Annotated in this window: 19 protein-coding genes; 7 read left to right on the forward strand and 12 right to left on the reverse strand. The window is 69.5% G+C overall.

Annotated features, from left to right (window positions below; all coding sequences use genetic code 11):
* Nucleotides 1-74: 74 nt before the first annotated feature.
* The 4 genes from ACILR4_RS13060 to ACILR4_RS13075 form a co-directional block, all read right to left on the reverse strand.
* Nucleotides 75-1,457, reverse strand: coding sequence for a TIGR03013 family XrtA/PEP-CTERM system glycosyltransferase (locus ACILR4_RS13060; RefSeq protein WP_395701296.1), 1,383 nt, complete (start codon nt 1,455-1,457; stop codon nt 75-77).
* Between the two features lie 285 nt (nt 1,458-1,742).
* Nucleotides 1,743-2,522 carry a S1C family serine protease gene (locus ACILR4_RS13065; RefSeq protein WP_395701297.1) on the reverse strand — a complete coding sequence of 260 codons (780 nt, stop codon included), beginning with the start codon at nt 2,520-2,522 and terminating at the stop codon, nt 1,743-1,745.
* Nucleotides 2,523-2,575: 53 nt separating this feature from the next.
* Nucleotides 2,576-3,925, reverse strand: coding sequence for a GNAT family N-acetyltransferase (locus ACILR4_RS13070; protein WP_395701298.1), 1,350 nt, complete (start codon nt 3,923-3,925; stop codon nt 2,576-2,578).
* Nucleotides 3,926-4,083: 158 nt separating this feature from the next.
* Entirely contained in the window at nt 4,084-4,608 is a 525-nt protein-coding gene (locus ACILR4_RS13075) for an Lrp/AsnC family transcriptional regulator (RefSeq protein ID WP_395701299.1), read from the reverse strand.
* A 132-nt stretch (nt 4,609-4,740) separates the two neighbouring features.
* On the opposite strand from ACILR4_RS13075, the gene hppD reads away from it, so the two are divergent.
* On the forward strand, nt 4,741-5,853 hold the full coding sequence (hppD, locus tag ACILR4_RS13080) for a 4-hydroxyphenylpyruvate dioxygenase (RefSeq protein ID WP_395701300.1): 1,113 nt from the start codon (nt 4,741-4,743) through the stop codon (nt 5,851-5,853).
* A 10-nt stretch (nt 5,854-5,863) separates the two neighbouring features.
* On the opposite strand, the gene ACILR4_RS13085 is transcribed toward hppD, so the two are convergent.
* A complete protein-coding gene (locus ACILR4_RS13085; RefSeq protein ID WP_395701301.1) occupies nt 5,864-6,706 on the reverse strand; it encodes a peptidylprolyl isomerase in 843 nt (280 codons plus the stop codon).
* A 170-nt stretch (nt 6,707-6,876) separates the two neighbouring features.
* On the opposite strand from ACILR4_RS13085, the gene ACILR4_RS13090 reads away from it, so the two are divergent.
* The 6 genes from ACILR4_RS13090 to ACILR4_RS13115 all read left to right on the forward strand — a co-directional run bounded on the left by ACILR4_RS13090 (nt 6,877) and on the right by ACILR4_RS13115 (nt 12,700).
* A complete protein-coding gene (locus ACILR4_RS13090) occupies nt 6,877-7,761 on the forward strand; it encodes a HAMP domain-containing protein (RefSeq protein ID WP_395701302.1) in 885 nt (294 codons plus the stop codon).
* A 133-nt stretch (nt 7,762-7,894) separates the two neighbouring features.
* Nucleotides 7,895-9,238, forward strand: coding sequence for a C4-dicarboxylate transporter DctA (locus tag ACILR4_RS13095; RefSeq protein WP_395701303.1), 1,344 nt, complete (start codon nt 7,895-7,897; stop codon nt 9,236-9,238).
* 21 nt (nt 9,239-9,259) lie between these two features.
* Nucleotides 9,260-9,946, forward strand: coding sequence for a GntR family transcriptional regulator (locus tag ACILR4_RS13100; RefSeq protein ID WP_395701304.1), 687 nt, complete (start codon nt 9,260-9,262; stop codon nt 9,944-9,946).
* Between the two features lie 169 nt (nt 9,947-10,115).
* Nucleotides 10,116-10,421: a peptidoglycan-binding protein gene (locus tag ACILR4_RS13105; protein ID WP_395701305.1), complete on the forward strand. Its 306-nt coding sequence runs from the start codon at nt 10,116-10,118 to the stop codon at nt 10,419-10,421.
* Nucleotides 10,421-11,323: a hypothetical protein gene (locus ACILR4_RS13110; RefSeq protein WP_395701306.1), complete on the forward strand. Its 903-nt coding sequence runs from the start codon at nt 10,421-10,423 to the stop codon at nt 11,321-11,323. Before ACILR4_RS13105 ends, ACILR4_RS13110 begins: the two co-directional genes overlap by 1 nt.
* Nucleotides 11,324-12,700 (forward strand): TAXI family TRAP transporter solute-binding subunit, encoded by a 1,377-nt coding sequence (locus ACILR4_RS13115; RefSeq protein ID WP_395701307.1) that lies wholly within the window; start codon nt 11,324-11,326, stop codon nt 12,698-12,700.
* 8 nt (nt 12,701-12,708) lie between these two features.
* Here ACILR4_RS13115 and ACILR4_RS13120 read toward each other — a convergent pair whose 3' ends face one another.
* The 7 genes from ACILR4_RS13120 to ACILR4_RS13150 all read right to left on the reverse strand — a co-directional run.
* Nucleotides 12,709-13,599: an SDR family oxidoreductase gene (locus ACILR4_RS13120; RefSeq protein WP_395701308.1), complete on the reverse strand. Its 891-nt coding sequence runs from the start codon at nt 13,597-13,599 to the stop codon at nt 12,709-12,711.
* Nucleotides 13,596-14,744, reverse strand: a complete 1,149-nt coding sequence (locus ACILR4_RS13125; RefSeq protein WP_395701309.1) for an acyl-CoA dehydrogenase family protein — start codon at nt 14,742-14,744, stop codon at nt 13,596-13,598. Before ACILR4_RS13125 ends, ACILR4_RS13120 begins: the two co-directional genes overlap by 4 nt.
* Before the next feature lie 19 nt (nt 14,745-14,763).
* Nucleotides 14,764-16,329 carry a long-chain-fatty-acid--CoA ligase gene (locus tag ACILR4_RS13130; RefSeq protein WP_395701310.1) on the reverse strand — a complete coding sequence of 522 codons (1,566 nt, stop codon included), beginning with the start codon at nt 16,327-16,329 and terminating at the stop codon, nt 14,764-14,766.
* Nucleotides 16,326-17,429 carry a CaiB/BaiF CoA transferase family protein gene (locus ACILR4_RS13135; protein WP_395701311.1) on the reverse strand — a complete coding sequence of 368 codons (1,104 nt, stop codon included), beginning with the start codon at nt 17,427-17,429 and terminating at the stop codon, nt 16,326-16,328. Before ACILR4_RS13135 ends, ACILR4_RS13130 begins: the two co-directional genes overlap by 4 nt.
* 85 nt (nt 17,430-17,514) lie before the next feature.
* The gene (locus ACILR4_RS13140; protein ID WP_395701312.1) at nt 17,515-18,594 is read right to left on the reverse strand and encodes an acyl-CoA dehydrogenase family protein; all 1,080 of its coding nucleotides are present in this window, start codon (nt 18,592-18,594) and stop codon (nt 17,515-17,517) included.
* Between the two features lie 2 nt (nt 18,595-18,596).
* The gene (locus tag ACILR4_RS13145; protein WP_395701313.1) at nt 18,597-19,790 is read right to left on the reverse strand and encodes an acyl-CoA dehydrogenase family protein; all 1,194 of its coding nucleotides are present in this window, start codon (nt 19,788-19,790) and stop codon (nt 18,597-18,599) included.
* A 29-nt stretch (nt 19,791-19,819) separates the two neighbouring features.
* On the reverse strand, nt 19,820-20,324 hold a 505-nt coding region (locus ACILR4_RS13150), incomplete at its 5' end, for an AMP-binding enzyme (protein ID WP_407062680.1).

The following is a 20,324-nucleotide window of genomic DNA, read 5'->3' on the forward strand; positions in this document are numbered from 1 at the left end:
GCGCTGGCTCCCGGCTGGTGGCCGCCGCTTCAGAGGGCGTTCGCCGCGTGGCGCGGCGGCGGCACGCGCCAGATTCAGCGGGCGCCCTTGCCCGTCAGCACCACACCGACGGTCTCGAACAGGATCACGAAGTCGAGGAACAGCGAGTGGTTCTTGACGTAGTACAGGTCGTATTGCAGCTTCTCGGCCGAGTCCTCGACCGTCGAACCATACTGATACTTGACCTGTGCCCACCCCGTGACGCCCGGCTTGATGCTGTGCCGAACGGCATAGTACGGGATCTCCTGCGTGAGCTGCTCGACGAAGTACGGCCGCTCGGGGCGCGGCCCGACCAGGCTCATCTCGCCCTTGAGCACGTTGAACAGCTGCGGCAGTTCGTCGATGCGCGTCTTGCGGATGATGTTGCCGATGCGGGTGACGCGACTGTCCTGCGCCGAGGCCCAGACCGGCTTGCCGTCCTTCTCGGCATCGGTGCGCATGCTGCGGAACTTGGTGACCTTGAACACGCGGCTGTTGGCCCCGACGCGTTCCTGCCGGTAGAAGACCGGGCCACGGCTCTCGAGCTTGATGGCGATCGCGGTCAGCACCATCACCGGCGCAGACACGGCGATGAGCACCAGCGAGCACAGGATGTCGAACATGCGCTTGACCAGGCTGCGGGCCAGGCCCTGGTTGAAGCCATCGCCGAAGATCAGCCAGCCGGCATTGACGTAGTCGATGCGGATCTGGCCGAGCATGCGCTCGAAGTAGGTGGTGATGTCGAAGACGCGGATGCCCGCCAGCTTGCAGTCCAGCAGCTCGCGCATCGGCATGCTGCCGGAGCGGCGCTCGGTGAGCGCCACCACGATCTCGTCGACGCCGAGCTGGCGTGCGGTCTCGCTCAGCGAGCGCTGGCCACCCAGGCGTTCTGCCTCGGGCACCATGGGCTGCTTCTCGTTCGGTCCGGGGAAGTAGCCGACGATCTTGGACAGCGGATCGGACTTCTTCAGCGTCGCCCCCACCATCTGCGCGGCCTGGCCGGCACCGAAGATCAGCACGCGGTTGCTGGTGCGCGTCTGGCCGGTCCAGTGGCCGACGAAGACCCGGCGGACGATGACCATCGAGATCACCAGCATCGCCGACACGCGCACGGCGGCCATGTTGGAGAACTCCAGCGGCAGCATCGCGAAGACCTGGTAGGTGAGGGCCAGCGCCAGCACCAGGGCCAGCGCCGCCCGCAGGCAGGACTCGACCAGGCTGCGCTGGGTCGAACGCTGGTAGAGGCCCGACAGCGTGTTGATGACGAACATGCCGACCGCCAGCCCCAGGACTTGCGTGCCGGCCAGCGGCGCCGACACGTTCATGCCGCCGCCCTGAACCATCATCACGGCAGCGAGGGCGAGCAACGCCAGGCCCACGTCGAACAGGACGCGACGCAGGGTCCAGGCATGAAGGTAGTGGTTGAAAACGCGAATCATCTTTTCTCCCGCCAGCTAGCGATGAATGACAGCCCGTCCACTGGCGTTCAGCCGATCTCGATCGGTCACTCCGGTGCGGCACATGCCTGCCGCTGGTCTTGCTTGCGCGTTATGCACCGCGCCCATGCCAATACCATGACACAGGGACCGGTGCAAATCAGGTCGGACGCCACTGTAAGCAGCCGAAATCTCGCCCGACAACCCCGGTCTTGAGGGGTGCACGCGACCGATGTCACGCTCTGTCGAGATCCTTACATCGTCACCGACACGAGGTGAACAAAATGCTCAGCGTCTGGCCAGCAACTCGGCCACGAAACGCACCGGGATGGCATAGCTGATGCCGGTGGGCTGGCTGAGCGCCGATTCGCGCGTGCCCTTGAGCAAGCCCATGTTCAAGACCCCGAGGACCGCGCCACTGTCGGGGTCGAACACCGGCCCGCCACTGTTGCCGGGGTAGGCGATGGCATCGAGCTGGAACAGCTCGAACGGCCCCTGGCGCAACTGGCGCACGGCGCGCTCGTCCAGCTGCCGCGAGGTCGGCGCCGGCAACGCCACCAAGGTCAACGAAGAGACGATGCCCTGGTGCGTCACATGCCGGAAGCCCAGCACGCCGCCGATCGGGAACCCCATCAGCGCCACCGACTGCCCGTCCCGCACCGACGCCGAGTCGCCCAGCGTCAGGGCCGGCAGCGGGCTGCCCTCCAGCTTCAGCAGGGCCAGGTCATGGACCGGGTCGGTGTCCACGACGCTCGCGGCACGCAACTCGGGGTCGTCCTGGCCCGGGCTGGCCTTGGCGTTCGGCAGCAGCACCATCAGCTTGGCATCCAGATCCACCTGGGCCCCACTCGGCAGCACGTGGGCGTTGGTGACCACGAGGGTGCCATTGCCAACCACGAAACCCGTGCCATGGAAGGTGAAGCGCGGGCTCTTCAGCGCGTTGTAGCTGCCGATGGCCAGCACCGAAGGCTTCATCGCCGCGACGACATCCGGCAGGCCCGCCCAGGCCGGCCCGGCAAGCCAGAGCAGCCCGCCGGCCAGCAGCGCCTGCAGCAATGTCCTCAGCACGGGGTGCCCTCCACGCGGCGGCCGGTGCCGCCCGAGGCCCGCGATTCTGCCAGTCAGGCGGCCGGCGCCAGCAGCGATTTGGTGAGCGCTGGCGACGGCCCGCCGGACGCGGCCGCCCCGAGGTCCGCATGTGTCTGGCCCTGCTGCAGCGCCTGCACGCAGGCCGCCCATGCCGCATCCGGCTCGAGCACGCGGAATCCGTAGAAGATGCCCGCCTGCGAAGCTGCGCGGCGCACCGCCACCGCTTCCACCGCCGAGCGCAAGCCCGTGCCCAGTTCCACCCGCAGCCGGCCGCGCGTGCCCTCGGGCAGCGGCATGCGGCACTCGGCCTGGCAGCCCGACAGCGACAGCTCGACCACCTTCAGCTCGAAGGTCAGCTCGTCGCCGTAGGACTCCACGATCAGCTGCGCCGGGCAGTTGATCGAGTAGCGCTGGTGGCGACGCAGGGCCTCGCGCACCTTGCTGGTCTCGCTGACCCGCGGCAGCGCAGGTGCATAGGCATCGAGGTCGTAGATGCTGCGCAACAGCAGCTTCTTGCGCTCGTCCAACGTCTGGAAGACCTGGGTCTTGCGGTTGAAGAACAGGTCGATCAGGCCGCCGGTCATCACCGGGTCGTTGGTCGTGTGATAGCGCCGCGTCGGCGCCTGGATGTTCGGCAGCCGGGTCTCGACGAAGTAGCGATGCAGGTTCTTGCGCTCGCTTCGGCTGCCATAGACCTGCTTGAACTGCTCCCGTGCATGCGCCAGGTCCAGCGTCGCGCCGACGGCCGGTGCGCCGTTGGCGAAGTCATAGTGGTCGACCGTGTTGGCCTGCAGGCGCTGGAAGAACAGCAGCGACTCGTACAGCTCGATCTTGTTCGGGTTCACCGCGATCACCAGGTGCCGCGTGTCGAAGTACTCGGTGCAGTACTCGTACATGAACTTCATCAGCGGGAACAGGATCCTGCCGCCGGTCTTGCGGAAGTCCGGGTGCACCGCCAGCGCCGAGATCTCGGCGATCTGGCCTTCCTTGGCGCGCACCGCGCTCAGGTCGAACGCCGACTGCAGCGGAAAGCCGAACACGCCCTCGCGGATCAGCGACATCGTGCCGACCACCCGGCCGTCCACCTTGGCGCACAGCGTCGTGGTGGTCGGCAGCGCGTGGTAGATCGTCACCCGCAGCCCGGAAGGGTCGGGTTTCATGAAGCCCGAGGCCACGTAGGCGTCGTGCAGCAGCCGGAAGCAGGCTTCCAGTTCCTCAGCCGTATCGGCGATCTTCAAGCTCAGCTCGGGACCGGGCGCCGGATCGCAGTCGACCATGCGGCGGAACAGCGCGAAGCGCCACTCGCGCGGCAGCAGGCCCAGGGCGCCGCGCGCCGCCTGGTGCAGCAGCTTCCTCAATCCCGAGCGCAATGAACGCTTCATGCCTGGCTTTCCGATGCGAATCCGTGGCCGGCTGTACCGCTGTCGCGGCCCCGGTCTTCCTGGACTACGGCCGCGGCGACCCTTGTCTTGAGGACAAAGGCTGCCGCCGTCGCAATCGGATACACAAACGCGGGTGTCCTCGATCCCGCCAGATCCGGTTAACCCGCCCGTTGCACCAGCCGCACCCGCCTTTGCGGGCCGGCTGCGCCAATGTGGTCGAGCGGCAGCTCGGTGCTCGCCTTGATGCGGTTCAGCACGATGCTCGTCCGCACATTGACCACCCCGGGCAGGCGTGTCAAGCGGCGCAACACCGAGTCCGACAGCACGTTGAGGGACGCCGCAACGATCTGCAGCAGGTAGTCGGCCTCGCCGGCGATCGAGTAGCAGTCCAGCACCTCGGGAAATTCACCGATCGCGCGCTCGAAGGCCTGGCCCTCTTCGCCGCCATGGCGTGCCAGCGTGACGTAAGTGAACGATCGCACCTCCAGCGACAGCGCCGCCGGGTCGAGCAGGGCGACATAGGCGCGGATCACCCCCAGCCCCTCCAGCCGCTGGATGCGCCGGCTGACCTGCGAGGCCGAGAGGTTCAGCCGATCACCCACCACCTGGTTGGTGGCATGGCTGTCCCGCTGCAGCAGGGTCAGCAACTGCACGTCCAGCGGGTCCAGCAGGAGATCGTCCATCGGCGGCGATTCTATGCATGATTCGTGCATGCACATTGCCAATCAGCGCACCAATTGCAGACACCTTGCGCCAGATCCGCTCAAGAATTCGCCTACCGCGCTTGAGAGCGCATCAAACCGAAGGTCAACGCCATGCAAGTTCCCGCTTCGATCGAGCCGCACAACCCGATGGGCACCGACGGCTTCGAGTTCATCGAATACGCCGCGCCGGATCCGGTCGCGATGGGCGCGCTGTTCGAGCGCATGGGCTTCCAGGCGATTGCCAGGCACCGCCACAAGAACGTCACCTTGTACCGCCAGGGCGGCATCAATTTCATCGTCAATGCCGAGCCCGATTCGTTCGCGCAGCGCTTCGCGCGCCTGCACGGGCCCAGCATCTGCGCCATCGCCTTCCGCGTGCAGGACGCGAAGTACGCCTACGAGCGCGCCCTCTCGCTCGGCGCCTGGGGCTACGCCGGCCAGGCCGCGCCAGGCGAGCTGAACATCCCGGCCATCAAGGGCATCGGCGACTCGATCATCTACTTCGTCGACCGCTGGCGCGGCAAGAACGGCGCGAAGGAAGGCGAGATCGGCAACATCGGCTTCTACGACGTCGACTTCGAGCCGCTGCCCGGCGCCACGCTGAACCCGGTGGGCGCCGGCCTGCAGGTGATCGACCACCTGACGCACAACGTGCACAAGGGCCGCATGGCCGAGTGGGCGGACTTCTACGAGCGCCTGTTCAACTTCCGCGAGATCCGCTACTTCGACATCGAAGGCCAGGTCACCGGGGTCAAGAGCAAGGCCATGACCAGCCCCTGCGGCAAGATCCGCATCCCGATCAACGAGGAAGGCAACGAGGCCAAGGGCCAGATCCAGGAGTACCTGGACCGCTACCGCGGCGAAGGCATCCAGCACATCGCGCTGGCCTCGACCGACCTGTACAGGACGGTGGACCAGCTGCGCGGCAACGGGGTCAAGCTGCTCGACACGCCGGACACCTACTACGAACTGGTCGACAAGCGCATCCCCGGCCACGGCGAGGACCTGGCCGCGATGCACAGCCGCAAGATCCTGGTCGACGGCAAGCCGGGCGACCTGCTGCTGCAGATCTTCTCGGAAAACCAGCTGGGCCCGATCTTCTTCGAGTTCATCCAGCGCAAGGGCAACGAAGGCTTTGGCGAAGGCAACTTCAAGGCCCTGTTCGAAAGCCTGGAGCTGGACCAGATGCGCCGCGGCGTGCTGGCGCCGAAGACCACGGCCTGAGCGTCGGCGGTCAGTACCCTGCCGCCGCGGCGATGGCCAGCCAGTCGGCCACCAAGCCCAGCGGCAGGATCTCCGCGCTCAGGGCCGGCACCAGGCAGTACAGCTGGCCGTTGGCCACGCCGACGTAGGCATTGGTGCCCGCGTAATAGCGCACATAGTAGCCGGCCAATTCGGTGGACACCGCGTTGGCCGGCGCCACGAACTGCGGGTAGGCGGCCTCCAGGTAGTTGAAGACGCGGTCGGCGTCGGTGCTGCTGTTCAGCACCTGCACCTGGCTCAGCATCACCAGGTTGACGCTGGTGATGTAGGTGCCCGCCGGCGGCACGCTGACCAGCGGCAGCGTCGCGAAGGCCCCGCCGGCGTTGCGCACCGGCTTGCTGGCGATCGCGTCCATCACGGTCAGGCCCTGCGTCGTGACGCGGCCGAAGACCGTGAAGCCGCCGTTCTGGTTGTCCAGGTTCGCGCTGTTGTCGGCCAGGTTGAAGAACCACTCGCTCGTCGCGCTGTTCGGATCGCCGCCGAGCTTGGCCAGCGCGATCGTGCCGCGCACGTTCGACCGCGTCGGGCTGAACTCGTTGATCACCGGCGCCAGCGCAGGCACCGCCTTGGGCGCCCCGAGGCCACTGTCCCAGGTGTAGCCGCCGCCCTGGATCACGAACCCCGGCATGCTGCGGTGGATGAAGCTGTTGGCATAGGCCCCGCTGTTCACGTAGGCCAGGAAGTTCGCCACCGTCTTCGGCGCCGCCGTGTCGTACAGCTGCACGTCGATCAAGCCCAGCACCGTGTGCATGCGCACCACGGTGGCCTGCGCCAAGGCCGGCAGCACCAGGGCCACCGCCACGATCCATCTCACCACATAGCCCATCACGCCCGTTTCCTTGTCGCCCGTTCGGAGCGCGCATTGTCGATGCCCGCCGGGTCGACGCGCACGGCGACCGGCCGGTCGATTCGTTCACGCATGGGCGCCCCTTGCTGCGCGCGGGGCCGGCCGATGGCTCGGGCGTTGCCTGCAGCCGACTGGCGATGAAGCGGCTCTTCACCCGGTTCCCCGGCCGCCTGAGCGTCAGCCGCAAGCTGATGCTGATTTCCCTGCTCGACCTGAGCGCGGTGATCTTCGTCAGCAGCATCCTGCTCAACGAGAAGTTCATCGCGATCGATTTCGCGCGCAAGGAGCTGGCGGGCAATGCCTACATCAGCGCGCTGCGACCCACGCTGTTCGCGCCGGCGCGCGAAGATCCACCCGCGGCGGCCGATCCGGCGAGTCTCGTCGCACAGGTGAGCGCGGTCGAGCTTCGGCAGGGCCCCGGCATGCGCAGCGCCGATGCCAGCGAGGCGCTGCTGGCGGCGCTGCAGCCGCCCGCCGTGCGCACGCGCTACCTGGTGCTGGAGGGCCGACTCATCGCCACTGCGCGCGGCATCGATTCCGACTTCGCCGAAGCCCTGGCGGCCGCGGCCGACAGCCAGCTGCGGCAGGCCCTGCAACCCGGCCGGGCCGAGCTGCTGACGCGCATCGAGAGCTTCCGCGCCGCCAGCCGCGCGATGCTGCACGAAGGCGGCGCGGCGCGCATCGCCGGCTTCTTCACCCGCATGTGGCTGCACCTGGGCACCGCGCTGTTCCTGCTGGCGATGATCCTCACGGCGGTGTTCTTCGTCGCACGGCAGATTGCCTGGCCGCTGCGGCGCCTGTCCGAAGTGGCCGACACGGTGCGCCGCACCGGGGACCACACGCTGCGTGCCGAGTGGCAGTCGAAGGACGAGATCGGGCGCCTGGTGGATGGCTTCAACGAGATGCTGGCGCAGCTGGACCATGAGCGCGGCATCCAGCAGGAGCTGGCGGCCACCGCACGGGCCGCGGTGGCCGAGGGCGTGGAGAGCGAAGCGGTGGCCGAGGCCCGGCCGCTGGCCTGAGCACCGCCCGCGCCGGCGGCCAGTCCGGCGCGCCCCGGGCAAACCCTGGCTGTGCGGCCCCGAACTTTGCGTACATTGCTTGTATGCAAGTCTTGAGAGCAAGATTTGCGTCACTGCCCTTCGCGAGGTCGTCATGCCCAAGTTCCTGCGCTCCCTCTTCGGCCAGGTGGTCGCCGCGCTGCTGGTCGGCGTGCTCATCGGCCTGCTGTGGCCCGATGCGGCCATCAAGCTCAAGCCGCTGGGCGACGGCTTCATCAAGCTGATCAAGATGATCATCCCGGTGCTGGTGTTCTGCGTCGTCGTGCATGGCATCGCCGGCGCGGGCGACCTGCGGCGGGTGGGCCGGCTCGGCGTCAAGTCGCTGGTCTATTTCGAAGTCGTCACCTCGATCGCGCTGGCGATCGGGCTGCTGCTGGGATTCCTGTTCCAGCCCGGCGTCGGCATGAACGTCGACCCGAAGACGCTCGACGCCAAGGCCATCGGCGCCTATGCCGACAGCGCCAGCAAGCTCACTGGCGGCGGCACGGTGGAGTTCCTGATGAAGCTGATCCCCACCAACGTCGTCGATGCCTTTGCCAAGGGCGACGTGCTGCAGGTGCTGGTGTTCGCGCTGCTGTTCGGCTGCGCGCTGACGCTGCTGGGCGAGCGCGGCACGCGCGTGGCCGGCCTGGTCGACGACCTGGCCCAGGTGCTGTTCAAGGTGATGGGCCTGATCATCAAGCTGGCGCCGCTGGGCGTGCTGGGCGCCATCGCGTTCACGGTCGGCAAGTACGGGTTGGGCTCGTTGAAGCAGCTGGGCCTGCTGGTGGTGCTGTTCTACGCCGCGGTGCTGATCTTCGTCTTCGTCGTGCTCGGGCTGATCCTGCGCGCCTGCGGCTTCAGCATCGTCCAGTTGCTGAAGTACCTGCGCGAGGAGCTGATGATCGTCTTCGCCACGACCTCGTCGGACAGCGTGCTGCCGCAGGTGATGGCCAAGCTGCGGCGCCTGGGCATCCGCGACTCGACCGTGGGCCTGGTCATCCCGACCGGCTACTCGTTCAACCTGGACGCGTTCTCGATCTACATCACGCTGGCCGCGGTGTTCATCGCGCAGGCCACCAACACGCCGGTCTCGATGGCCGACCTGCTGACGATCCTGGCCATCTCGCTGGTCACCTCCAAGGGCGCGCACGGCGTGCCGGGCTCGGCCATCGTGGTGCTGGCCGCGACGCTGCAGGCCATTCCGGCGATCCCGGCCATCGGCCTGGTGCTGGTGCTCTCGGTCGACTGGTTCATGGGCATCGCCCGCGCGCTGGGCAACCTGATCGGCAACTGCGTGGCCACCGTCGTGATCGCGGCCTGGGAAGGCGACATCGACCGCGACCGGGCCCATGCCGTGCTCGCGGGCCGCCTGGACGCCGGCCTCGACGACGATCTGACCGATGATGCAGCCATCGGCAGCCCGCCCAGCGCGGTGGGCGCCCGCCTCGCCTCCTGAACCCGCAGCCCGCCTCCCGCCATGGTCAGCCAGTCCGAAATCGCCCAGCGTGTCGTCGAAGCCATCCTGTCGCAGAAGCTCGCGCCGGGTGAACGCCTGGGCGAACAGGAACTGGCCGACCTGTTCGGCGTCAGCCGCACGCTCGTGCGCGAGGCGCTGATGCAGCTGCAGGCGCGCGGCTTCGTCGAGGTGCGCACGCGCAAGGGCTGGTACGTCGTCGAGCCTTCGTTCGACGAGGCGCGAGACGCCTTCGCGGCGCGCCGCGTCATCGAGACCGGCATGCTGCGCGACGCCGGCAAGCCACTGCAATCGGCGCTGCGGCGCCTGCGCCAGCACGTGGCCGACGAGCGCGCGGCCATCGCCGCCGGCGACGCCGCGACGCGCACCTTCCTGCTGGCCGACTTCCACGTCTGCCTGGCCGAATGCTGCGGCAACCGGCTGCTGGCCGACGTGATGCGCGACCTCACCGCGCGCACCACGCTGGTGGCGCTGCTGTACCAGTCGACGCACGACGCCAGCCAGTCCTGCGACGAGCATGCCGCCATCGTCGCGGCGTTGACCCGGGGCGATAACGCCGAAGCGGAGCGGCTGATGCGCGCGCACATCGGCAGCGTGCAAGGCGCGCTCAGCGAGTCCAGCCCGGCCGCGGGCGACGAGCTGTCGCGCCTGCGCGCCAGCCTGACCCCGCTGCGCGTGGCCAAGCCCTGAGCCGCCGCGGCGCCCCTCGACCCGCCGCGGCCGAAGGTCATGCCCGCTGCTGCTGGCGGCGGGCTAAGCTCGTACCTCCTCATCGGCCGCGCTGGCGCGGCAGCAGGAGCAAGCGATGACCTTGGTGTGCGGCAGGTTCTCGGGCTGCCCTCAGATCGTGCAGGCCTCGATGAACGCCCCGCCCCTGAAGCAGGGCTCTCAGGGCGAGGGCGTGCGCGTGCTGCAGCTGGCGCTGATCGACCTGGGCACGCCGATGCCGCGCTCCACCGCCAACGGCACCGCGCTGCCCGACGGCATCTTCGGCTCGGAGACCCAGGCGGCCGTGATCGCCTTCCAGCGCGGCAACGGCCTGGTGGCCGACGGCATCGCCGGCACGCAGACGCTGCAGCGGCTGGACCTGCTGCTGGCCGCGCGCAGCACCGCGGCGTCGCGCACCGCATCGCTTCGGGGCGACAAGCCCAAGGGGTTGAGCTGATGGCCTTGATCGTCGACGACAGCAGCGCCAACATGAGCTTCTCCGCCGCGGGTGCCAAGGCGGCCGTGCACCTGGGCACCCACTTCGCGGTGGTGCACTGCAGCGCCGGCGCCAACCTGGGCGCGGGCAACAGCACGCCCGCGGGCAAGGTGAAGAACACCGACGCGATCCAGATCAAGGGCACGGTCTTCGTCGAGGCCACCGGCAACGAATTCGACCTCGGCGACCGCGAATTCGGCATGGTGCAGGTCACCGAGCTCTACGACTACCAGTTCCAGTACGCTGGCCGCCTGGCCTCGGACGGCTCTGCGCTGCTGAACGTGCTGGCCGGCTTCACGAAGAATCCGTCGCTGGACGTGCAGCCGGCCAGCGGCGAATCGACCGACGAGCACATCTTCAGCTTCATGAACCTTGACGTGAAGCGCGTGACGACGCCGCGCACCGGCTTCGAGGTGACGGTGCTGTTCGGTGACCATCCGAACAACGTGGTGCCGCTGCGCTACGACAACCAGACCTCGCACTCGCCGAACTTCCTGGCCCGCATCCGCCGCGTGCAGCACTTCGTCGTCTATTTCCTCACCCGGGGCAGCGCCACCGAGACGCCCCGCATCCTCGGCCGGCTGGGCTGGGCAGTGACCTGGGACTGCGACGTGAACTGGACCATCGCGACGATGCGGCCGAAGCTGACGATGAAGCGCGCCGAACTGTTCCCTGGCAGCTTCAAGCTCGGGCCGCCGCCGGCCAGCGACAACTGGGCGCAGATCGCGGTGAACCGCAGCGGGCCGGCCACCAACGCGCAGGACACGGCTGCGGTCGACCGCATCTACAGCACGCATGCGCCGCCCGTCTGCCAGGAATCGCCGAGCCCACCCGACGGCTTCCGCAGCAACTTCTTCAGCTGAGTGACGACATCCTCTGCCCGCGCCGCGCGCCTGAACCGACAGGCGCTGCAGCAGACCGTGCGGCACACGCTGCTGTCGGTGCGCGACCTGCTGGCCACTGCCGGGCCGTTCGCGCTGCTGAGCCTGGTGCTGCTGGCCCTGGCCTACTGGCTGCTGGACCCGACCCCGCCGCGCCACGTGGTGCTGGCCACCGGCACCGAGCGCAGCGCCTACGCGGCCTTCGGCGAGCGCTACGCGAAGATCCTGCAGCGGCATGGCATCCGCGTCGAGCTGCGCAGCACCCAGGGCGCGGCCGAGAACCTGGCGCTGCTCAAACAGCCCGGCTCGGGCGTGGACGTCGCGTTCGTGCAGGGCGGTGCGGGCGACGAATCCCAGGACGGCGGTGCAGGCCACGAGGCCGGCCTCGAATCGCTGGGCAGCCTGTTCCATGAGCCGCTGTGGCTGTTCTACCGCGAAGACGCGGCGCAGCGCCTGCTCAAGTCACCCTCGCTGGACAGCCTGTCGCAGCTGCCCGGCTGGCGACTGAACATCGGCACGTCCGGCAGCGGGGTGCCGAACCTGATGGCCAAGGTGTTCGAGGCCAATGGCCTGAAGCCCGACACGCTGACGCTGAAGCGCGAGGCCGACACGCCCGCGGTGGTGGCGCTGCTGGCCGGCGAACTGGACGCGCTGGTGTTCGCCTCGGCGCCCGAATCGGTGATGGTGCAGATGCTGCTGCGCACGCCGGGCATCCGGCTCTACCACTTCGCGCAGGCCGAGGCCTATGCGCGGCGCTTCGAGTTCATCAGCCCGGTGCTGCTGCCGCGCGGCATCGTCGACCTGGCGGCCGACCAGCCGCCGCAGGACGTGAAGCTGATCGCCCCCACCGCGATGCTGGTGGCGCGCGATGGCACGCATCCGGCGCTGGAGCAGCTGCTGGTGCAGGCCGCGCGCGAGGTGCACGGCGGCGCCGGCTGGTTCCAGCAGCGCGGCGACTTCCCGAACACCCGCAACACCGAGTGGCCGCTGGCCAAGGAGGCCGAGCGCTTCTACCGCAACGGCCCGCCCTGGCTGCAGCAGTACCTGCCGTTCTGGTTCGCGAACCTGTTCGACCGCATGGGCGTGGTGCTGGTGTCGCTGATCGCGGTGCTGCTGCCGCTGTCGCGCGTGGTGCCGCCGCTGTACCAGTTCCGCATCCGCTCGCGGGTGTTCCGCTGGTATGCGCAGCTGCGCGCGATCGAGCATGCCATCGGCAGCCGGCCGGCCGACGAACTGGCGCGCGAGCTCGACACCGTGGAGCAACGCGTCGGCGAGGTCAGCGTGCCGCTGTCGTATGCCGACGAGCTGTACGCGCTGCGCAGCCACATCGCACTGGTGCGGCAGAAGCTGGCCGCGTAACGTGGCGACTAGGCGGTGCGCTGGGCCCGGTCGGCCTTGTTGCGCTGCTCGATCGCCTCGCGCGCCTGCGCCCAGTCGGCCTCGCTCCACTCGCGCAGCGCCGAGAAGTTGCCGCCGGTGGCCTGGTACTGGCCGCCGTCGATGGCGATGGTCTGGCCGTTCACGTACTCGGCCTGCGGGCTCATCAGGTAGACGGCCAGGTTCGCCAGCTCGGGCATGCGGCCACCGCGGTCCATCGGGTTGCCGCGGGTCTTGTGCTCGCCGCCCTTGGGATTGAGCCGCGCGCTCATGCCCTCGGTCGGGAACAGCCCGGGCGCGATGGCATTGAAGCGGATGCCGCGGCCGGCCCATTCCACCGCCAGCGACTGCGTCATCGCATGCACGCCGGACTTGGCCATCGCCGAGGGCACGACGAAGGGCGAGCCGTTCCAGACCCAGGTCACCAGGATCGACAGCACCGAAGCCTTGCGCCCTTCGGCCAGCCAGCGCTTGCCGCAGTCGAGCGTCATGTAGAAGGTGCCGCGCAGCACGATGTTGGTGATCGCATCGAAGCCGCGGATCGACAGGTCCTCGGTGCGGCTGACGAAGTTGCCCGCCGCGTTGTTGACCAGCCCGGTCAGCGCGCCGCCGTCGGCCCAGATGCGGTCGAGCATCTCGCTGATGGCCTCCGGCTGCCGGATGTCGCAGGCCAGGCCCACCGCCTTGCCGCCGTGCTGCGCCATCAGCTCGCCGGCGGTGTCTTCCACCACCGGCCCGCGCCGGCCGCACAGGTAGACCTCGGCGCCGAGCATCAGGTAGGCCTCGGCCATCACGCGGCCGAGGCCCGTGCCACCGCCGGTCACGAGGATGCGCTGGCCTTGCAGCAGGCCGGGCTTGTACATCAGGTCGTCGTGATTCATAGCGCTCTCGAGATGACCTCTTTCATGATCTCGCTGGTGCCGCCGTAGATGCGCTGCACCCGCGCGTCCGCGTACATCCGCGCGATCAGCGATTCGTTCATGTAGCCGTAGCCGCCCCACAGCTGCAGCAGTTCGTCGAGCACGCGGCCCTGGGCTTCGGAGCCCCAGAGCTTGGCCATCGACGCGGTGGCGGTGTCCAGCGTGCCGGCGACGATGCGCTCGACGCAGCGGTCGATGAAGGCGCGGCCGACCTGGATCTGCGTGGCCACCTCGGCGAGCTTGAACTTGGTGTTCTGGAAGTTGGCGATCGGCTGGCCGAAGGCCTGGCGCTCGCGCACGTACTGCAGGGTGGCTTCGTAGGCGCCTTCCATGCAGGCCAGCGCCTGCACGCCGATGATCAGGCGCTCGTAGGGCAGATCGCTCATCAGCTGGTAGAAGCCCTGGCCTTCCTTGCCGCCCAGCAGCGCGTCGGCCGGCACCGCCACGTCGTCGAAGAACAGCTCCGAGGTGTCCTGCGCCTTCATGCCCATCTTGTCGAGCACGCGGCCGACGCGGTAGCCGGGCAGGTCTTTGGTCTCGACGACGAGGATCGAGGTGCCGCGCGCGCCCTGGCTGGGGTCGGTCTTGCACACCAGCAGCACCACGCCGGCCAGGTAGCCGTTGGTGATGAAGGTCTTGCTGCCGTTGATGAGGTAGTGCTCGCCGCGCCGCTCGGCCCGCGTGCGCACCGCCTGCAGGTCGGAGCCGGCGCCGGGCTCGGTCATCGCGATCGCGCCGACCAGCTCGCCGCTGGCCAGCCGCGGCAGGTAACGCTCTTTCTGAGCGTCCGTGCCGTGGTTCAGGAAGTAGTGCGCGACGATCGAATGCACCGAGGTGGCCATGCCGCTCAAGCCGCGGCGGCCCATCTCCTCGTAGAACACCGCCTCGTGGCGGAAGTCGCCGCCGCCACCGCCGAACTCGTCGGGAATGTCGGCGCACAGGAAGCCCAGCGCGCCGGCCTGGCGCCAGATCTCGTGGCCGACATGGCCGCGGCGGCGCGATTCGGCGTCGTGCGGCACCATCTCGCTGTCGATGAAGCGGGCGGCCGAGCGGCGCAGCTCGTCCAGGTCGCCGTCGCTCCAGCTGCGCTCGAAATTCAGCGGCATCTTTCGTCTCCGATCACTTTCAATTGACGCGGCGCTGGCGCCCGGCCCAGTGGGGCTCGCGCAGCGCGAATTTCTGCAGCTTGCCGGCGGCAGTGATCGGCAGCGCGGCGCGGAACTCCACGCTGCGCGGGCACTTGTAGCCGGCGATCAGGGTCTTGCAGTGCGCCACCACCGTGGCCTCGTCGATCGAGGCGCCTTCGCGCAGCACGATCACCGCATGCACGCGCTCGCCCCACTGGTCGTCGGGCACGCCGATCACCGCGCACATCGCCACCTGCGGCAGCTGCGCGATGGCGTTCTCGACCTCGGCCGAGTAGACGTTCTCGCCGCCAGTCACCACCATGTCCTTCAGCCGGTCGACGACATAGAGAAAGCCGTCCTCGTCGAAGCGGCCGGCATCGCCGGTGTGCATCCAGCCGTCCTGCAGCGCGGCGGCGGTCTCGGCCGGCTTGTGCCAGTAGCCCTGCATCACCATCGGGCCGCGGGTGCAGATCTCGCCCACCGTGCCCACCGGGCAGTCCTGCCCCTCGGCATCGACCACCCGCACCTCGGCAATCGGCACCGGCCGGCCGGCGGAGCGCAGCCAGCGCGCCTGGTTCGGGCCCGGCAGGTGCTGCTCGGGCACCAGTACCGTGATGGTCGGCGACAGCTCGGTCATGCCGTAGGCCTGCGCGAAGCCGGCGCCGGGCAACCGCTCCATCGCACGCGCCAGCAGCGCGGCATCGATCGGCGCGGCACCGTACAGCACCAGCTTGACGCTGGACAGGTCGAACTCGGCGAAGCGCGGATGGTCGACCACGCGCTGGATCATCGTCGGCACCAGGAACAGCTCGTTCGCGCGGTGCTGCTGCAGCGCCGTGAGGATGGCCACTTCGTCGAAGGCCGGCACGATGACCATCGTCGCCAGCCGCATCAGGTTGATGATGGACACGCCACAGCCGGCGACATGGAACATCGGCGCCACCACCAGCGAGGCGCGCACCGACTGGCGCGGCACCGTGCCCATGTTGCTGAGCGCGTTGATGTACAGGTTGGCGTGGCTGAGCATCACGCCCTTCGGATGGCCGGTGGTGCCGCCGGTGTACATCACTGCGGCCAGGTCGGCGCCGCCGCGGCCGGCATCGGGCACCGGCGCCTGGCCGGCCATCAGCGCTTCAGCGTCGACCAGGCCCTCCGGGACCGGTCCACGGCCGACGTAGATCACCGTGGCCAGGCTCTTCGAGAACGCGCGCAGCGCCGGCACCATCGGTGCAAAGGTGTCGTCGACGATCAGCAGGCGCGTGTCGCAATCATCCAGCGAATACGCCACCTCCTTCGGGCTCCAGCGGATGTTCACCGGGTTCACCACGCCGCCGCCCCACCAGCAGCCATAGAAGTATTCGACAAAGCGGATCGAGTTGAGGCTGAGCATGCCGACGCGGTCGCCCGGCGCCATGCCCAGCTGCTGCAGCACGCCGGCCAGCCGCGCGACGCGGTCGGCCAGCTGCGCGCGGCTGATGCGCTCGGTGCCGCAGATCGCGGCGGTCTCGTTCGGCCGCTCGCGCTGGCCCTTGCGCAGCGCCTGGGTCAGGCTGGGGTCGCTCATGGGGTTCGTCCGTCCGTCGCGGCATCGGCACCCCAGGCGCGCAGCGCGGCCTCGGGCGTGGTGACTTGCTGGCGCGCGGGCGGTGCCGCGGGCGTGCGCGAGAAGCGCGGCGCCGGCGCCGGCTGCACCACGCCGTCGAGCGTGACGAAGGCCTCGCGCGCGCGGTTGTGGGCATGCTGCGGCGCCTCGTCCCAGTCGAGCACCGGCGCAAAGCAGGCGTCGCTGCCTTCGAGCAGCGCGCACCATTCGTCGCGCGTGCGGGTGCGGAAGATGTCGGCCAGCTTCAGCTTCAGCAGCGGCCAGCGGGTGGGGTCCATCTGCGCGTCGAAGATCGGATCGTGGATGCCGCAGCGTTCGCGCAGCTCGGCATAGAACTGCGGCTCGATCGCGCCGATGGCGATGTAGCGGCCGTCGGCGCAGGCGTAGGTGTCGTAGAAGTGCGCGCCACCGTCGAGCATGTTCTCGCCGCGCTGGTTGCTCCAGCGGCCGGCGGCCTTGAAGCCGTACATGAAGGCCGAGAGCAGCGCGGCGCCGTCGCTCATCGCCGCATCCACCACCTGGCCGCGGCCCGATTGCCGCGCCTCCAGCAGCGCGGCCAGCACGCCCACCACCAGCAGCATGCCGCCGCCACCGAAGTCGCCGACGTAGTTCAGCGGCGGCACCGGCGCCTCGCCCGGCCGGCCGATGGCATGCAGCGCGCCGCTGATCGCGATGTAGTTGATGTCATGCCCCGCCGCCTGTGCCAGCGGCCCGTGCTGGCCCCAGCCGGTCATGCGGCCGTACACCAGCTTCGGGTTGCGCGCATGGCAGGCCTCGGGCCCCAGGCCCAGGCGCTCCATCACGCCGGGGCGGAAGCCTTCGACCAGCACGTCGGCGCGTTCGATGAAGCGCAGCGCAAGGCTCAGGTCCGAAGGCTGGCGCAGGTCCAGCGCCACGGTGGCGCGGCTGCGCGCGGTGACGTCGTGCGCCAGCACCGGCGCGCCGGGCCGCGCGATGCGCAGCACCTCGGCGCCCAGGTCGGCCAGCAGCATCGTGGCGAACGGCCCCGGGCCGATGCCGGCCATCTCCACCACCTTCAGTCCTGCCAGGGGTCCGGTCATGGCCCGCGCTCCTTGCCTTTCAGTGCCACGATCTTCGCGCGCCGCCAGGCGCGCAACCATCGTCCGAAGCGACGAAGCTGCGCGATCAGTCCATCAGCGCGTCGATGCGGCGCAGGTGCTGCTGCGTGCTGCCGAACATCAACGCCAGCTGCGTGGCGCGGCGGAACAGGCGGGCGGCGAAGAGCTCTTCGGTGACGCCCATCGCGCCATGCAGTTGCACCGCGCCCTGGCCGACGCAGCGCAGCGCTTCGTTCACCGCCACCTTGGCCGCGGACACCGCCAGCGCGCGCTGCGGCGCTGCGGCGTCGAGCTGGCCGACCAGGCTTTCCGTCAGCGCCACGGCCTGCTCGCGCGCGATGTGCATCTCGGCCAGCCGGTGCTGCAGCACCTGGAAGCTGGCCAACGGCACGCCGAACTGGCGCCGCTCGCGCAGGTGGGCGATGGTGTCGGTGATCAGCCGCTGCATCAGGCCCAGCGCCTCGGCGCAGGCGGCGAGCGTGGCTTCGTCCAGCGTGCGTTCCACTTGCGCGCGGCCCTGCTCCGGCGCGCACAGCAGCGCCTCTTCGGTCACCAGCACGCCGTCGAACAGCAGCTCGGCGGCGGGCAGGCCGTCCGGCGTGTGCAGCGGGCGCTGCAGCAGGCCGGGCGCGCCCAGGTCCACCAGCGCCAGCACCGGCTCGCCCGAGCCGGCCAGGCAGGCGCTGACGATCAGCAGCGGCGTGCCGCCGGCCATCGCCACCGCACGCTTGCGCCCGTGCAGCGTGAACGCGCCTGCCTGGTAGCGCAGCGTGCAGCCGATGTCCTGCAGCGCGTCGCGCATGCCCGGTTCCTGGTGCGCCCAGGCCAGCAGCTGATCGCCGGCCACCACGTCGCGCAGCAGGGCCGCGGCGCGCAGGCTGCCGGCGCGCTGCAGCACGCCGGCGCCGATCACCGCGGTGGAGAGGTAGGGCTCGGCCGCCATCGCCGCGCCCAGGGCCTGCAGGATGCCCAGGTGCGCCGCGAAGCCGCCGCCCAGCCCACCGGCAGACTCGGGCAAGGCGGCGCCGAGCAGGCCGAGCTCGCGCGCCAGGCCGCGCCACAGGCGCGCCGGGTCGGCGGCACGGCCTTCGGCCAGGAAGCGCGCGAGGCTGTCGCGCAGCTGCGCGTCGGTGTCGGCGTCCCACATGGCTATCGCATTAAATGAGCGGCCACGAGGTTGCGCTGGACCTCGTTGGTGCCGGCGTAGATCGACGCGGCGCGGTCGTTGAAGTAGGCCGAGAGCGCGAACACCGCGTCCTCGTCGACCGGCAACGCGTGCGCCTCGGCTTCGTCCAGCGGCGTGCGCGCCAGCGCGTCGGTGCCGGCCACCTGCAGGTGCAGTTCGGTCAGCGCCTGCTTGAGTTCCGTGGCCAGCAGCTTGCCGATGGAAGGCGACACGCCCACCGGCGCGCCGGCCGCCTGCGCGCGCAGCGTGCGCAGCTCCAGCGCCTGCAGCGCTTCGATGCGCACGCGCAGCGCCGCCAGCTGCAGCCGCAGGTCGGCCCGCTCGGGCCGCGCCGCCAGCGGGCCGGCGAAGGCCCGGTCCAGTGCCTCGCGCACGCGGCGCCAGCGCGCGTGCAGCAGTGGCGCCCAGGCGCCGCCGCGCTCGTGCTGCAGCAGGTACTTGGCAATGGCCCAGCCCTGGTTCTCTTCGCCGATCAGCGCGTCGGCCGGCACGCGCACGTCGTCGAAGAACACCTGGTTCAGCTCGTGGTCGCCGGAGATGCTGGGAATCGGCCGCACGGTGATGCCGGGCAGCTTGAAATCGAAGCACAGGAAGCTGATGCCCTGCTGCGCCTTGCCTTCGCGGCTGGTGCGCACCAGGCAGAACATGCGGTTGGCATGGTGGGCATGCGTGGTCCAGATCTTGGTGCCGTTGAGGATGAAGTGATCGCCATCGCGGACGGCCTTGCATTGCAGCGAGGCCAGGTCCGAGCCCGCGCCGGGTTCGGAGTAGCCCTGGCACCAGTAGTCCTCGCCCGCGCGGATGCCGGGCAGCCAGCGCTGCTGCTGCGCCGGCGTGCCGAAGGCAATGAGCACCGGCGCCACCATCTGCGGGCCCATCGCCGCGCGCGGCGGCGCGTCGGCGGCAGCCAGCTCGCTGGCGAACAGGTAATGCTGCAGCGGGGTCCAGCCGGTGCCGCCGTGTTCGACCGGCCAATGCGGCACGCTCCAGCCGCGCCGGGCCAGGATGCGGTGCCAGTCGTTGCCGGCCGGGTACTCGGTGAAGATGCCGGAGCAGCGGCGCCCGGCGGCGCGCAGCGCGGGCGTCAAGGCTTCATCGAGGAAGCGGCGCACCTCGTCGCGGAAGGCCTCTTCCTCGGGTGTCAGCGGGATCAGCATGCGGGCACAGTACACCCAAAGTGAGCGGGTCAGGCTTCTGGCAAACGATAGTCCCGGTACTGCTCGCGCAGCCTGGTCTTCAGCAGCTTGCCGGTGGCGGTGTGCGGCAGCTCGGGCACGAACACCACGTCGTCGGGCAGCCACCACTTGGCGACGCGGCCGCCCAGGTAGTCGAGCAGCGCCTCGCGGCTCACCTGCTGGCCGGGCCGCAGCACCACCAGCAGCAGCGGCCGCTCCTGCCACTTCGGATGCGCCACGCCGATGATCGCGGCCTCGGCCACCGCCGGGTGGCCCATCGCGGCGTTCTCCAGGTCGATCGACGAGATCCATTCGCCGCCGGACTTGATCACGTCCTTCGCGCGATCCACCAGTTGCAGGTAGCCGTCAGCGTCGATCGTGGCCACGTCGCCGGTGGGGAAATAGCCCTCGGCATCGAGCACCGAGCCGCCCTCGCCCTTGAAGTAGCCGCTGGCAATCCACGGCCCGCGCACCAGCAGGTGGCCGAAGGCCTGCCCGTCCCAGGGCAGGGTCTTG

The organism is Aquabacterium sp. (assembly GCF_044226965.1).
Classification (GTDB): domain Bacteria; phylum Pseudomonadota; class Gammaproteobacteria; order Burkholderiales; family Burkholderiaceae_C; genus Pseudaquabacterium.

Excerpts from the sequence above, each read along its gene's own strand:
- ACILR4_RS13060 (WP_395701296.1), bottom strand. The coding sequence starts at position 1,457 with ATGATTCGCGTTTTCAACCACTACCTTCATGCCTGGACCCTGCGTCGC.
- ACILR4_RS13070 (WP_395701298.1), bottom strand. The coding sequence starts at position 3,925 with ATGAAGCGTTCATTGCGCTCGGGATTGAGGAAGCTGCTGCACCAGGCG.
- ACILR4_RS13075 (WP_395701299.1), bottom strand. The coding sequence starts at position 4,608 with ATGGACGATCTCCTGCTGGACCCGCTGGACGTGCAGTTGCTGACCCTG.
- hppD (WP_395701300.1), top strand. The coding sequence starts at position 4,741 with ATGCAAGTTCCCGCTTCGATCGAGCCGCACAACCCGATGGGCACCGAC.
- ACILR4_RS13090 (WP_395701302.1), top strand. The coding sequence starts at position 6,877 with ATGAAGCGGCTCTTCACCCGGTTCCCCGGCCGCCTGAGCGTCAGCCGC.
- ACILR4_RS13095 (WP_395701303.1), top strand. The coding sequence starts at position 7,895 with ATGCCCAAGTTCCTGCGCTCCCTCTTCGGCCAGGTGGTCGCCGCGCTG.
- ACILR4_RS13100 (WP_395701304.1), top strand. The coding sequence starts at position 9,260 with ATGGTCAGCCAGTCCGAAATCGCCCAGCGTGTCGTCGAAGCCATCCTG.
- ACILR4_RS13105 (WP_395701305.1), top strand. The coding sequence starts at position 10,116 with ATGAACGCCCCGCCCCTGAAGCAGGGCTCTCAGGGCGAGGGCGTGCGC.
- ACILR4_RS13110 (WP_395701306.1), top strand. The coding sequence starts at position 10,421 with ATGGCCTTGATCGTCGACGACAGCAGCGCCAACATGAGCTTCTCCGCC.
- ACILR4_RS13120 (WP_395701308.1), bottom strand. The coding sequence starts at position 13,599 with ATGAATCACGACGACCTGATGTACAAGCCCGGCCTGCTGCAAGGCCAG.
- ACILR4_RS13125 (WP_395701309.1), bottom strand. The coding sequence starts at position 14,744 with ATGCCGCTGAATTTCGAGCGCAGCTGGAGCGACGGCGACCTGGACGAG.
- ACILR4_RS13130 (WP_395701310.1), bottom strand. The coding sequence starts at position 16,329 with ATGAGCGACCCCAGCCTGACCCAGGCGCTGCGCAAGGGCCAGCGCGAG.
- ACILR4_RS13135 (WP_395701311.1), bottom strand. The coding sequence starts at position 17,429 with ATGACCGGACCCCTGGCAGGACTGAAGGTGGTGGAGATGGCCGGCATC.
- ACILR4_RS13140 (WP_395701312.1), bottom strand. The coding sequence starts at position 18,594 with ATGTGGGACGCCGACACCGACGCGCAGCTGCGCGACAGCCTCGCGCGC.
- ACILR4_RS13145 (WP_395701313.1), bottom strand. The coding sequence starts at position 19,790 with ATGCTGATCCCGCTGACACCCGAGGAAGAGGCCTTCCGCGACGAGGTG.